Source organism: Enterobacter sp. SORGH_AS_0287, from assembly GCF_031453695.1.
Lineage (GTDB): Bacteria > Pseudomonadota > Gammaproteobacteria > Enterobacterales > Enterobacteriaceae > Enterobacter > Enterobacter ludwigii.
Genome location: NZ_JAVIZW010000001.1, coordinates 1,998,558 through 2,011,593, shown reverse-complemented (window position 1 = coordinate 2,011,593; position 13,036 = coordinate 1,998,558). Strand labels below are relative to the sequence as shown.

At 57.1% G+C, this 13,036-nt stretch carries 11 protein-coding genes and 1 pseudogene; all 12 read left to right on the top strand.

Annotation, left to right across the window (positions count from 1 at the left end):
• Window positions 1-9 precede the first annotated feature (9 nt).
• A pseudogene (gspD, locus tag QE396_RS09540) lies at window positions 10-1,926 on the top strand (type II secretion system secretin GspD).
• A 14-nt stretch (window positions 1,927-1,940) separates the two neighbouring features.
• The gene (gene gspE, locus QE396_RS09535) at window positions 1,941-3,419 is read left to right on the top strand and encodes a type II secretion system ATPase GspE (RefSeq protein ID WP_020884857.1); all 1,479 of its coding nucleotides are present in this window, start codon (window positions 1,941-1,943) and stop codon (window positions 3,417-3,419) included.
• On the top strand, window positions 3,419-4,627 hold the full coding sequence (gspF, locus tag QE396_RS09530) for a type II secretion system inner membrane protein GspF (protein WP_014169333.1): 1,209 nt from the start codon (window positions 3,419-3,421) through the stop codon (window positions 4,625-4,627). Before gspE ends, gspF begins: the two co-directional genes overlap by 1 nt.
• A gap of 3 nt (window positions 4,628-4,630) precedes the next feature.
• Window positions 4,631-5,080 (top strand): type II secretion system major pseudopilin GspG, encoded by a 450-nt coding sequence (gene gspG, locus QE396_RS09525; RefSeq protein ID WP_014169334.1) that lies wholly within the window; start codon window positions 4,631-4,633, stop codon window positions 5,078-5,080.
• Window positions 5,080-5,565: a type II secretion system minor pseudopilin GspH gene (gene gspH / locus QE396_RS09520; RefSeq protein WP_020884856.1), complete on the top strand. Its 486-nt coding sequence runs from the start codon at window positions 5,080-5,082 to the stop codon at window positions 5,563-5,565. The genes gspG and gspH overlap by 1 nt, the downstream gene beginning before the upstream one ends.
• On the top strand, window positions 5,558-5,938 hold the full coding sequence (gene gspI / locus QE396_RS09515; RefSeq protein WP_014169336.1) for a type II secretion system minor pseudopilin GspI: 381 nt from the start codon (window positions 5,558-5,560) through the stop codon (window positions 5,936-5,938). Before gspH ends, gspI begins: the two co-directional genes overlap by 8 nt.
• Window positions 5,935-6,558 carry a type II secretion system minor pseudopilin GspJ gene (gene gspJ / locus QE396_RS09510; protein ID WP_020884854.1) on the top strand — a complete coding sequence of 208 codons (624 nt, stop codon included), beginning with the start codon at window positions 5,935-5,937 and terminating at the stop codon, window positions 6,556-6,558. The genes gspI and gspJ overlap by 4 nt, the downstream gene beginning before the upstream one ends.
• Window positions 6,555-7,565: a type II secretion system minor pseudopilin GspK gene (gspK, locus tag QE396_RS09505; protein WP_020884853.1), complete on the top strand. Its 1,011-nt coding sequence runs from the start codon at window positions 6,555-6,557 to the stop codon at window positions 7,563-7,565. The genes gspJ and gspK overlap by 4 nt, the downstream gene beginning before the upstream one ends.
• Before the next feature lie 15 nt (window positions 7,566-7,580).
• Window positions 7,581-8,714 carry a type II secretion system protein GspL gene (gene gspL, locus QE396_RS09500; RefSeq protein ID WP_309950852.1) on the top strand — a complete coding sequence of 378 codons (1,134 nt, stop codon included), beginning with the start codon at window positions 7,581-7,583 and terminating at the stop codon, window positions 8,712-8,714.
• Window positions 8,711-9,196: a type II secretion system protein GspM gene (gspM, locus tag QE396_RS09495; protein WP_020884851.1), complete on the top strand. Its 486-nt coding sequence runs from the start codon at window positions 8,711-8,713 to the stop codon at window positions 9,194-9,196. The genes gspL and gspM overlap by 4 nt, the downstream gene beginning before the upstream one ends.
• On the top strand, window positions 9,193-9,990 hold the full coding sequence (locus QE396_RS09490) for an A24 family peptidase (protein WP_020884850.1): 798 nt from the start codon (window positions 9,193-9,195) through the stop codon (window positions 9,988-9,990). The genes gspM and QE396_RS09490 overlap by 4 nt, the downstream gene beginning before the upstream one ends.
• Before the next feature lie 260 nt (window positions 9,991-10,250).
• Complete coding sequence (locus QE396_RS09485) at window positions 10,251-12,986, top strand: glycosyl hydrolase family 18 protein (protein ID WP_047366293.1); 2,736 nt, start codon at window positions 10,251-10,253, stop codon at window positions 12,984-12,986.
• Window positions 12,987-13,036: the final 50 nt, after the last annotated feature.

Here is a 13,036-nt window from a genome sequence, read left to right as displayed (position 1 = left end):
TGTACAGACATGAAGAAATTTCCATGGGCGTGCGTGGCGCTGACCGCATTGTCGTTATATTCGGGTTCGCTGCTCGCAGCCAACTTTAGCGCGAGTTTTAAAAATACCGATATCCGCGAGTTTATCGATACGGTAGGCCGCAACCTTAACAAAACCATTCTCGTCGACCCGTCGGTTCAGGGCTCCGTATCTGTCAGAACCTACAACGTGCTGACGGAGGATGAGTATTACCAGTTCTTCCTGAGCGTGCTGGATCTCTAAGGTCTCTCGGTGATCCCGATGGATAACGGCATGGTTAAAGTGGTGCGCTCAAGCGTGGCCCGCACCGCCGGTGCGCCGCTGGCAGACAGCACAAACCCGGGCAAAGGCGATGAGATTATTACCCGTGTCGTGCGCATGGAAAACGTGCCGGTGCGTGAACTCGCGCCGCTGTTGCGTCAACTGAACGATGCTACCGGCATCGGCAACGTGGTGCACTTCGAGCCTTCCAACGTGCTGCTGTTAACCGGTAAAGCGTCCGTGGTGAACCGGCTGGTGGATCTGGTCCAGCGCGTGGATAAAGACGGTGTTCAGCGTCGCGAAATCGTCCCCCTGCGCTTTGCTTCCGCCAAAGCGCTCTCCGACATGTTGAATAATCTCAACAACGAAGAGCAGAAAGGGCAGAACGCGCCGCAGTTGGCCACCAAAGTGGTGGCGGATGACGAAACCAACAGCCTGGTGATCAGCGGTTCGGAAGATGCGCGCACGCGTACCCGCAGCCTGATCCATGAGTTAGATCGCGAGCAGAACAACGAGGGGAATACCCGCGTCTTCTATCTCAAGTACGCCAGCGCCACCAAAGTGGTTCCGGTGCTCACCGGTATTGGCGAACAGCTGAAAGACAAAGCCGGCACCGCGAAGGCGAAAACGGCCACCGCGGCGACCGATCTGAATATTACCGCCGACGAGTCAACCAACTCGCTGGTGATCACCGCGCAGCCTAACGTGATGAACTCTCTGGAGAAGGTGATCGACAAGCTCGACATCCGCCGTCCGCAGGTGCTGGTGGAAGCCATCATTGCTGAAGTGCAGGACGGCAACGGTCTGGATCTCGGCGTGCAGTGGACCGGCAAGCACGGTGGCGTCCAGTTCGGCTCCACCGGCCTGCCCATTAGTCAGATAAAAAATGGCACCATCAAGGGCGCCAGCTTTACTGGCCTGGCGACCGGCTTCTTTAACGGTGATTTCGGTGCGCTGATGACCGCGCTCTCAACCGACGGCAAAAACGACATCCTTTCCACGCCAAGCGTGGTCACGCTGGATAACAAAGAGGCGTCATTCAATGTCGGTCAGGACGTGCCGGTGCTTTCCGGTTCGCAGACCACCAGTGGCGATAATGTCTTTAACTCCGTAGAGCGCAAGACGGTGGGGACCAAACTGAAAATTGTGCCGCAAATCAACGACGGCGACATGATCCACCTGAAGATTGAGCAGGAAGTCTCAAGCGTCGACAACAGCGCAACGGAAGACGCCAGCCTTGGCCCAACCTTTAATACCCGAACCATCAATAACGAAGTGATGGTGCACAGTGGGCAAACGGTGGTACTCGGTGGCCTGATGGAGAATGTCACTAAGCAGTCGGTCTCCAAAGTGCCGCTGCTGGGGGATATTCCGCTGGTCGGGCAGCTTTTCCGCTACACCTCACAGGACGCGTCCAAACGCAACCTGATGGTCTTTATTCATACCACCGTGCTGCGTGACGACGACAACTACAGCGCGGCGTCGAAAGAGAAATATGACCAGATCCGCGCCCGTCAGCAGCAGCGCGTTGAGGAGAAAAAGCTCGGGATCATTGAACCGGCGGATAACGCCGTGTTACCCGCGTTCCCTGATGCGAGTGCTGCATCGGTGAAAACCAGCGCGTCCCGCAATCCGTTTAAAGAATAAGGCGGAGGTATCACGTGGACGAACTGAGCAAAACCCTGTGTAGCAGCGGCTACGCAAAAGATAACGGCGTTTTATTTTTTCACGATGCGGTCTATATCCGTGATGACACCCCGGCACTCGCGCTGCTGGAAGTGCGTCGGGTGCTGGGACGCGCGTTTGTCCCGGTCACCCTGACGGCGGAAGCCTTCGATGAAATGCTGGCCAGGATCTGGCAGCAGAGCAGCGGGGTGTCCCAGCAACTGGTGGACGATATGGACGCCGATATCGATCTGATGGCGTTAACCGAGGAGATCCCGGACAACGAAGATCTGCTCGATAACGATGAAAACTCGCCGGTGATCCGCCTGATCAACGCCATTCTCGGCGAGGCGGTAAAAGAGGGCGCGTCGGATATTCATATTGAAACCTTCGAGCGTACGCTGAGCATTCGCTTTCGCGTCGACGGCGTGCTGCGTCCGGTGTTGCAGCCCGCGCGTAAGCTCGCGCCGCTGCTGGTTTCGCGTATCAAGGTGATGTCCCGGCTGGATATCGCGGAGAAACGTCTGCCGCAGGATGGCCGCATTTCCCTGCGCATTGGCCGTAAGGCGGTCGACGTGCGCGTATCGACCATTCCGTCCCAGTATGGTGAACGCGTGGTCATGCGTCTGCTCGATAAAAGCAATCTTAAGCCTGATATCAACAAGCTTGGGCTGATTGATGAAGAACGGGAGAAGTTACAAGGGCTGATTGACCGCCCGCACGGCATTATCCTGGTCACCGGGCCAACGGGTTCCGGTAAAAGTACCACCCTGTACGCGATTCTCTCGGCGCTGAACGGCCATGAGCGCAACATCCTGACCGTAGAAGATCCCATTGAATACGAGCTGGAAGGGGTGGGGCAGACGCAGGTTAACCCGCGCGTGGACATGACCTTTGCCCGCGGGCTGCGCGCGATTCTGCGCCAGGACCCGGACGTGGTGATGATCGGCGAAATCCGTGACGCCGAGACGGCACAAATTGCGGTGCAGGCGTCGCTCACCGGTCACCTGGTCATGTCTACGCTGCACACCAACAGCGCCGCCGGGGCGATAACCCGCCTGCGGGATATGGGGCTGGAGTCATTTTTAATCGGTTCATCGTTACTGGGAGTCATTGCCCAGCGTCTGGTGCGTCGGCTGTGTCCGCACTGCCGTACCACCAGTCCGCTGGATGACAATGAAAAAGCGCTGTTCAGCTTCATGGACCAGCCGCCACACGCGATCTATCGCGCGGTGGGGTGCGAACACTGCCGCCAGAGCGGCTATCAGGGGCGCGCCGGTATTCATGAGTTTCTGGTGGTCGACAGCACTCTGCGCCGCGCCATTCATGAAGATAAAGACGAAATGGCCATCGAAACCGAGCTCTTTAAGCAGGCCTACAGTCTGCGTGAGAACGGGCTGCTGAAGGTGATCGACGGCGTCACTTCGCTGGAAGAGGTGATGCGCGTCACCGCCGAGCGCGGAGGAGATGCGTAATGGCCTTCTACGCCTGGACGGCGAGGGATACCGCGGGCAAAACCCGGCGTGGCACGTTGCAGGCTGAGGGGCAAAAGCAGGTCCGCCAGATGTTGCGCGAGCAAAAGCTGATGCCCGTCAGCATCAACGAAACCCGTGAGGTTGCGGCTGCCGGTAATGCGAACGCCGGGGCAAAACTCTCCACGCCGGTGCTGTCGATGTTTACCCGTCAGCTGTCGACGCTCGTCAACGCTGCGCTGCCGCTGGAGAGCGCGCTGAAGGCAATCGCGAAACAGACGGAGGATAAAAAGCTCGCGGCGATGGTGGTGGACATCCGCGAGAAGGTAGTGGAAGGGCATACGCTGTTTGACGCTTTCAGCCAGTTTCCGCGCAGCTTCGACAAGCTCTACTGCACGCTGGTAATGGCCGGTGAAAAGACCGGCCATCTGGGCGACGTGCTGGAAAAGCTGGCCGAGTACAACGAGCAGCGTCAGAAGATGAAAAGCAAACTGACGCAGGCGATGGTCTACCCGATCACCCTGACCGTGGTGGCCATCGCGGTGATCGGCATTCTGCTGGTGGCGGTTGTGCCCCAGGTGATTGAGCAGTTCACCCATATGAAACAGCAGCTGCCGATCACCACCCGCACGCTGATCGCGGTGAGTGATTTCCTGCAGGTTTACGGCCTCTATATCGTCGGCAGCCTGGCAGGCGGGATGATGGGTTTTAAGGCCTGGCTTCGAAACGCTAAAAATCGTTTTCGCTGGCACGGCTGGCTGGTGAACGGTTCGCCCGTCAAAAAGCTGGTCTGCGCCATCAACAGCGCCCGCTATATCCGTACCCTGAGCATTTTGCAGGCCAGCAGCGTGCCGTTGCTGGAGGGGATGTATATCGCGATGGACGGGATCGAAAACCGGTATGCCCGGCAGGTGCTGGAGCAGGCGGCGGATACCGTGCGCCAGGGGGCATCGCTTTATGCGGCTCTGGAGCAGGCGAAATTATTCCCGCCGACCATGCTGTATATGATTGCCTCCGGAGAAGAGAGTGGGGAATTAGGCCATTTAATGGACCGCGCGGCGGAAAACCAGGAATCGGCATTACAGCATCGTATTACGTTAACGCTGTCGGTATTTGAACCGGCACTGGTGGTATCTATGGCGACGATTGTTTTATTCATCGTCCTGTCAATATTACAACCGCTTCTGCAACTTAATAATATGGTAGGTTAAATCATGGCTATAAAACGTAAACACCTGGCTCGCCAGGCGGGCTTCACCTTGCTCGAATTAATGGTGGTTATTGTTATTCTCGGCGTACTCGCGAGTATGGTGGTACCCAATTTAATGGGCAATAAAGAAAAAGCGGATACCCAAAAAGCGACCAGCGATATCGTCGCGCTCGAAGGCTCGCTGGATATGTATAAGCTGGATAATCACCGCTATCCCACCACCGAACAGGGCTTGCAGGCGCTGGTCACGAAGCCAGAGATTGCGCCCATTCCCAACGGCTACCGTGCGGACGGTTATATCCGCCGCCTGCCGCAGGACCCGTGGGGCGGGGATTATATTCTGGTCAGCCCGGGTGAACACGGTGCCGTAGACGTTTTCTCCGCCGGTCCGGATGGCGAAGCCAATACCGCCGATGATATTACAAACTGGTCTCTGGATAAGAAAGAGAAATAATGAAACGTCAACGCGGCTTTACGTTGCTGGAAATTATTCTGGCGCTGGTGATATTTGCCAGTTGCGCCATGATGGTGGTTTCAACAATACCCTCACGCAGCGGTGCGGATATATTTGGTCAGCAATTAAAAGCCCTCGTTGATTATGGTTCAGACCGGGCAGTGATGGACGGAAATATCGTGGGGTTGGTTATGACCGCGGATAAATACCGGCTGGTGACGCTCGAGGATAAAAACGGTGAACGTCACTGGGTGTCGTTATCCGCGGGGCGGATAACGACCCGGGGTGATTTCCCGCCGGAGATGCACGTCTCGCTCTCGCCGCAGCGTCTCGCCGCCACGGTGACATCCGAACCGCAGGTGTTATTTCTGCCGGACGGTGAAATCAGCCGCTTTACGCTGGCGCTGCAAAGCCGCGACAACGCGCACCATTTCCGCGTGGTGTCGCAAGGCGCGGCCCCTGTAACGGTAGAAAACGATGGCTAACGGCAAGAGAAAGCAAAAGGGGATGACGCTGCTGGAGGTGATGGTCGCGCTGGTCATCTTCTCCACCGCCGCACTGGCGCTGATGAACTCGGTCTCCCTGAACGTGCGTTTCACCCACGGGCTGGCCGATACATTGCAGGCCAGCTGGGTCGCCGAAAATCAACTGGCGGAGGCGCAGCTCAACAGACGTGATTTTCCTGACGCTGAAGCGCAGGGGGCAGAGGTCATGGGCGGGCGCAGCTGGGCCTGGCGAAAGCAGCGCGTAAAAACCGCGGCTAACGGCTGGGCGAATGCCATCCGCGTCTATGCAGAAGGCGATGAAAGCCAGCCGGTTATTTCACTGCAGGTCATCGCGCCGGGAGAGGAACCGTGAAGAAAATCCGACGCCAGCGGGGATTTACCCTGCTGGAGATCATGATTGCGCTGACCATTTTTGCGGTGATCAGCACCCTGGCCTGGCAAATCCTCGACGGGGCGATGCGCACCAGTTCGGCGACGGAGGCCAGCGCGGCAAAGCTCAATCAGCTTCAGCGTGCCTGGAGCCTGATGGAACGCGATTTCTATCAGCTTCAGGCGCGTGCGCCGCGCAACGAGCCGGATACATTTCGTCAGGGGGATGACGGCCTTGAGCTGACCACGCTGAACGGCGTGAGCGGAACCGTACAGCTGGAGCGCGTGCGCTGGCGGCTGGAAGAGGGGCGACTGTACCGGGATGTCTGGCCGGTGATTGACAGCCCGGCGGATGCCAGACCCGATGCGGTGCCGATTGTCGGCGAGGTGAAATCCCTGCAGTGGCGTTTTTACCGTCAGGGCTGGCAAAAAAGCTGGAACGACCCGGCACATCTGCCGGATGGCGTCGAGCTGACGCTGACGATGGAAAACGGGGAAACCTGGCGCTGGGTGTTTACAACGCCGGGCGATATCCCCGAGGCCGCCGCGCCAGCGCCCGCAGACGCACCTGCCGCGCCACCGGCAGCGGAAGCGACATCATGAAGGCTTTACGTAAACAGAAAGGCGTCGCGCTGCTGGTGGTACTGATCCTGCTGGTCATGATGTCGGCGCTGGCTGCCAGAATCAGCCAGCAGTTCTGCCGCAATCTGCAGAAAACCCATTACCAGGTGAGTCAGCAGCAGCTGCGCTGGGCCATGCAGGTTCAGGAGAAGGTGGTCAAAGATCGTCTGCAGAGCGACGCCAGCGGTGAGAGTAAAGCCCTTACCCTGCAGGGTGACTGGCATCAGCCGCTGGAGACCCGGGGTGACGATTACACGGTGGTCAGCCAGGTAGAAGACGCCCAGGACTGCTTCAACGTGAATAACCTGCTGGCGGCCGATGACATCGCGAAGGGGCAAAATGCGCCCGCGGTGCCGGAAAAACCGCGAAAAGAGCAGATTGTTGAGCAACTCCTGACCGGGAGTGGCCTCAGCCAGTCCACGGCGCACGAGGTTTACTCGCAGCTGGTGGACTATCTGGATGGCGATACCACCACGGCCAGCGAGGGGGCGGAGAGCGATGCCTGGGCAGGCGTGGTGCCCCCCCGGCAGCCCGCAAATCAGATGATGCGCACGATCGCTGAGATCACGCTGCTGCCGGCATTTCCGGCAACGGCATACCGGAAGGTGAGCACGCTGCTGTGTGCCTTACCGGATACCGCCAGCAAGGTGGATGTGAACACCCTGAAACCGGAACAGGCCGCCTTACTGGCCGCCATGTTCCCCGGAAAAATAACGCAAGACGATGCCGTTCGCCTGATTGAATCGCGACCTGAAACCGGCTGGGAAAATATGGAAACCTTCAGCAACGCGCTGGAGCAGGCCTTCCCGCAGGTGAAAGACGACCTTCCGCAGGTGGCCGGACAACTCTCCACCCAAAGCCGGTACTTCCGCGTTAACTATACCGGCAACACCGATGCGCTAACGCTTCGCGTGGTAAGCCAGCTTCAGGTCAATAACGAAGCCGGTGAGATCGTGACGTGGCAACGTCGTTACCGAATGATTGAATAAGAAAAGCAGATGGCTATGAAACAGGTACTTTTTGTTCGTCCCGACAGCCGTGAGGGCGGGAAAATAATGTGGTGTGCTTCCGGCAGCCAGCAGGTTGACGTTGTGGAGCGCCTTGACGCGCTGGCAGACCATCCTCTCGCGGCCCGGGTCTGTTTACTGTTGCCCGCGGGCAACATGATCTTCCGCCATTTTACGTTGCCGAAAAAAGTTGCCTCTCAGACGGCGGCGTTCTCGTGGCTGGCGGAAGAGACGCTCATTGGCGAGGTGGACAACCTTCACTGGACGGTGCTTCACAAAAAGGGGGCCGACGTTGACGCGGTGGCGATTGATACCGATGTTCTGCGCGGGTGGTTAGCCCGTTGCCAGGAGGCCGGTTTGAAGGTGATTCAGGTGCTGCCGGATGCCTGGCTGCTGCCGGTGACGGCAGGAGGAAGCACGCTGGTTGCCCTGGATGACCGCTACTGGCTGCGCCTGTCGCCCCATGTCGCCAGCGAAATGGAGGCCAGCCTGCTGCCGCTGCTGATGCAAAAAAACCCAGACGGTGACGTGTGCTGTTACGGCGAACCGCCAGCCGGTGTTGGGGTGGATCTTCTGCAACCGTGGCAGCATCCGCTGGTGCTGATCCAGCCTCAGTGGCAATCCTGTCGTGTCACCCTCCTGCAGGGTGAATTCAGCCCGAAGGCAGGGAAAGGCAGCGCGTCTAAAGGAATAAAAATCGCGATGGCGGCGGCGGGCCTGCTGTCTCTCGGGCTGTTGCTGGGCCCGCGGATCGCGATGGCCTGGATGCTGGTACAGCAGGAAAATCGGGTTCAGCAGGAGATCGTTCAGGTTTATCAGCACCATTTTCCCAGCATGCGCCAGCAGACCAATATCAAATACCACTTTGGTCAAAACATGAAAAAGCAGCACAAAGGGGTATTCCTGCAGCTGGATGATCTTGAGCAAGCCAGGCAGGCCGTACCCGCACTTGAGATCTCCCTGCTTGAGTACGATGCGCAACAAAATGCGCTGACCCTGAGCGTCAGTGCGCAAAGCCAGGCCGCGCTGCAGTCGTTTGTGGAGAAAACAGGGGAGCATTTTGATTTCACCCTACAGCCTGTTTCTACCACTGCACCTTATACCGCCATGATCGCAGGGAAATATAAATGAAAGAGCGAATCACGAAGCTAACGTCGCGTTATCAACAATACAGCATCCGGGAGAAATATATTTTAAAAACCGGTGCCGTTGCCCTCCTGGCCGCGGCTGTTTATTACGCGGGCATGATGCCACTGGATAATATGATTCAAAATAGCAAATCAACGCTGACCCGACAAAAAGAGACGCTGAACTGGATGCGCAGAGAAATAGATAAACACCACCTTCCGGTGATGATCATTAAAACGGATAACCCGCGCACGGTGGTGGAGAACAGCGCTCATGAAATTAACCTTTCCCTGACGGAGGTGCGTCAGGACGGGCAAACCTTATCGTTCGTGGTGAACCGCGTAAACGTGTATGAATTAAAAAACTGGCTGCGGGAAATCAACCAGACCTCCGGCGTCAGGCTGCAAAAAATGAACCTTACACCGGTCGATCACCTCAGTGATGTGAAAGCCGAAGTGCAGCTCACCTGGCGCAAAACCGCATGAACACCGTTGCGCTGATGCGGGAAATCTACCCGGTGGGGTTCCCGGTGATGAGTGCGATCCTGGGCAGCATGGTGGGCAGTTTTCTGGGCGTTGTCGCCGAGCGCGTGCCGGGCATGGTGATGGAGGAGGAAGGCGCGGGCAACTTGCTGTTTCCGGCCTCTCACTGCCCGGTGTGCCAGCATGATCTTGCGGCCTGGGAGAATATCCCGCTGGTCAGCTGGCTAGTATTGCGCGGGCGCTGCAGGCAGTGCGGCACGGCCATCCCGCTGCGCTTATTGATGCTCGAACTCGTCACCGCGCTCTTTTTTGGCCTCACCGCCTTGTGCATTCCGGGCGAACCGGCGTTGTTCTCACTGTGGTTGCTGGCCGCGTTTCTGCTGCCGCTGGCGATGATTGACTGGCAGCATCAGTTGCTCCCTGACTGTCTGACCCAGCCGTTGCTGTGGGCAGGACTGTTGTTACACCTCGTTGACCACACGCTGCCGCTTAAGGATGCGCTGGTGGGGGCGGTGGCTGGCTACCTTTCGCTCTGGTCTCTTTACTGGGCATTTCGTCTGCTTACCGGACGAGAAGGATTAGGCTATGGCGATTTTAAACTTCTGGCGGCGTTAGGCGCCTGGTGCGGCTGGCAGGCACTGCCCACCCTGGAATTGATTGCCGCGTTAATCGGTATTGTCGGATATTTCGCGACAACACATGCGAATAAAAATAACCGCATTATTTCTTTCGGTCCTTATTTAGCTTTTGCCGGCATGACGGTTTTTGTTTATCAGGTTGCCTGTTCCACATTCTGAATACACCGGTCAAGTTTTTTTAGTGATTTTTTCGATTGGGGAATGAAAGGAATACAATATTTATTCAGCGTATTGTTAAAGACATAAGCTTCACAGAATTCGAGCTTGTATCTTTTAATGGAGGAATACAGCGCGCCACAGAAATAGCGGTTAACGATTATTGCTTAAGTTGAAATTCAAAGTCTGTAAAAAACTATTCCATGTTTTAAAGGAAGACATGGGTCATTAACGTTTACAAATAAATTTATCAGGAAATAAAAATGAAATTTATGAAGCCTAAATATCTGGCGCTTTTCGTTGCAGCGGCGTCCAGCTCTGCCTTCGCGGCGGCGCCAGGTACGCCAACCCTCAGCAGTGGCAATGATAAGTTTGCGATTGTTGAAGTTGACCAGGCAGCGCAAGACTATAACAGCCTTGTGAAAGTCCATGATGGCGCGGATGTGAAAGTTGAGTGGAACGTCTGGAGCGGCGATGCGCCAACCTCGGCGAAAGTGCTTCTGGATGGTCAGGCCGTGTGGAGTGGCGCCGCAAGCGCCTCCGGATCAGCCACCTTCAAAGTGAAAAAGGGCGGACGCTATCAGGAGCAGGTTGAACTCTGTAACGCCAGCGGGTGTTCTAAAAGTGCCAGCAAACTGATCATCGTGGCGGACACGGACGGGAGCCATCTGCTGCCGCTGAACACCACCCTGAAGGAAAATAACAAAACTTTCTCTCAACATACGGACAAAGTGGTGGGTGCCTATTTCCCTGAGTGGGGCGTCTATGGGCGTGAGTTCCCGGTGGATAAAATCCCTGCGGCGAACCTGAACCACATTTTGTACGGTTTCATTCCGATCTGTGGTGGTGATGGCATCAACGACGGGTTAAAAACGGTTGAGAACGGCAACAGCTTCGCCGCGCTGCAGCGCGCCTGTGCGGGCCGTCAGGATTACACCGTGGCCATTCACGATCCGTGGGCGGCATTGCAAAAACCGCAGGCCGGCGTGACCAACTGGGACGACCCCTACAAAGGTAACTTTGGTCAGTTGATGGCGCTGAAAAAAGCCCATCCGGATCTGAAAGTGCTGCCTTCGATTGGCGGCTGGACGATGTCCGATCCGTTCTTCCAGATGCATGATTCAGCGATCCGTGCGCGCTTCGTCTCTTCCGTGAAAGAGTTCCTGAAAACCTGGAAATTCTTCGACGGGGTCGATATTGACTGGGAATTCCCGGGGGGGGGTGGCGTGTCGGAAAATCTTGGCAACCCTGCTCAGGACAAAGCTACCTATACCGCGGTGATGCACGATCTGCGTGCGATGCTGAACGAGCTGTCAGCAGAAACGGGCCGTACGTACGAACTGACCACCGCCATTGGTTCCGGTAAAGACAAAATTGAAGACGTGGATTACACCACGGCGCAGCAGTACCTCGACCACATCTTCCTGATGAGCTACGACTTCTACGGCGGCTGGAGCAACACTGATCTCGGCCACCAGGCGGCGCTGCATGGCGCGGAGTGGAAACCGGACACCAACTACACCACTGAAAACGGCGTGAACGCGCTGCTGGAGCAGGGCGTGCAGCCGGGCAAGATTGTTGTGGGGGCGGGCATGTACGGTCGCGGCTGGACCGGCGTTCATGGCTACACCGGCGACAATCCGTTCACCGGTACGGCAACGGGCGCGGTCAAAGGCACCTGGGAACCGGGCGTGGTTGACTACCGTCAGATTGCGAACGAGTACAAAGGCAAGCCAGGCTGGGAATACAAATACGATGCCGCGGCAGAAGCGCCGTATCTGTTCAATAAAGCCACCGGCGATCTGATTACCTATGAAGACGCGCGTTCTACCACGGCAAAAGGTAAGTATGTGCTGGCGAAAAACCTGGGCGGTCTGTTCTCCTGGTCCATCGACTCGGACAATGGCGACATCCTCAATGCGATGAACGAAAGCCTGTTGGGCGGCGGTTCAACGCCGGTTGATCCCGTTGTCACCAACCATGCGCCGATCGCTGCGGCTGCCGATCAGACCGTGACCGGGCCTGTTACCGTCACCCTCGATGGCTCTGCGTCTGGCGATCCGGACGGCGACGCCATTACCTATAAGTGGACCCAGATTTCCGGTCCAGCCGTGACCCTTACCAACAGCACGAAAGCCAAAGCCTCCTTCGGCGCGGCGGCAGTGACTCAGAACCAGACGCTCTCCTTCCGCCTGACGGTGAAAGATGCGAAAGGCCTGACGAACGCCATTGATGTTCAGGTCGTGAACAAAGCACCTAAAGCGAACCAGGCACCGGTGGTCAACCCGATGGAAAGCATCACGCTGCAGGCGGGTGAAACCTATGCCCTGCATGCGCAGGCGGCCGATCCGGATGGTGACGCGCTGACCTATGCCTGGAGCGTGCCGGCGGACATGAACGCAACCGGTACTGACACCGCGAACGTGAATATCACCGCACCGGCTGTCGCTTCCGATTCCACCTACACCCTGAGCGTGGTGGTCAGCGACGGTAAAACCAGCGTTCAATCGAACGTGCAGGTTATTGTCACGCCAAAAGCAGCCGATGAGGTCACGCCACCATCTGACGAGGTGACACCACCAGCCGATGAGGTCACGCCGCCATCTGACGAGGTGACACCACCAGCCGATGAGGTCACGCCACCTTCTGATGAAGGCTCTGCCACCGGCAGCTGTGATGCACCTGTTGATGCCAGTGCCAGCCAGTACCCGGCCTGGAGTGCGAGCAAAATCTACAACAGTGGTGACACCGTGAGCGCCGACAACCTGGTGTGGAAAGCGAAGTACTGGACACAGGGCAATAAACCTGGCTTTGACGCGGATGCGTGGGAGCTGGTCAGCCAGGTGAAGATGAACTGGCGTTCCGATGTGGTTTACAACGGTGGCGATACGACCACCTACCAGGGGTATGTCTACCGTGCGAAATGGTGGACCCGTGGTGATAAACCAGGTAACAGCGATGTATGGGTGAAAGAAGGCGCGTCAGCAGACTGCAAATAACCTTCTTAGCCTGAGGTTGCGGGTTTGATATCGCCTGCAATCGTTGACCA

What these genes read in the sequence shown, in the direction of transcription:
- gspF (WP_014169333.1), top strand. Translation starts at nt 3,419, where the DNA reads ATGGCCTTCTACGCCTGGACGGCGAGGGATACCGCGGGCAAAACCCGG.
- gspG (WP_014169334.1), top strand. Translation starts at nt 4,631, where the DNA reads ATGGCTATAAAACGTAAACACCTGGCTCGCCAGGCGGGCTTCACCTTG.
- gspH (WP_020884856.1), top strand. Translation starts at nt 5,080, where the DNA reads ATGAAACGTCAACGCGGCTTTACGTTGCTGGAAATTATTCTGGCGCTG.
- gspI (WP_014169336.1), top strand. Translation starts at nt 5,558, where the DNA reads ATGGCTAACGGCAAGAGAAAGCAAAAGGGGATGACGCTGCTGGAGGTG.
- gspK (WP_020884853.1), top strand. Translation starts at nt 6,555, where the DNA reads ATGAAGGCTTTACGTAAACAGAAAGGCGTCGCGCTGCTGGTGGTACTG.
- gspL (WP_309950852.1), top strand. Translation starts at nt 7,581, where the DNA reads ATGAAACAGGTACTTTTTGTTCGTCCCGACAGCCGTGAGGGCGGGAAA.
- gspM (WP_020884851.1), top strand. Translation starts at nt 8,711, where the DNA reads ATGAAAGAGCGAATCACGAAGCTAACGTCGCGTTATCAACAATACAGC.
- QE396_RS09490 (WP_020884850.1), top strand. Translation starts at nt 9,193, where the DNA reads ATGAACACCGTTGCGCTGATGCGGGAAATCTACCCGGTGGGGTTCCCG.
- QE396_RS09485 (WP_047366293.1), top strand. Translation starts at nt 10,251, where the DNA reads ATGAAATTTATGAAGCCTAAATATCTGGCGCTTTTCGTTGCAGCGGCG.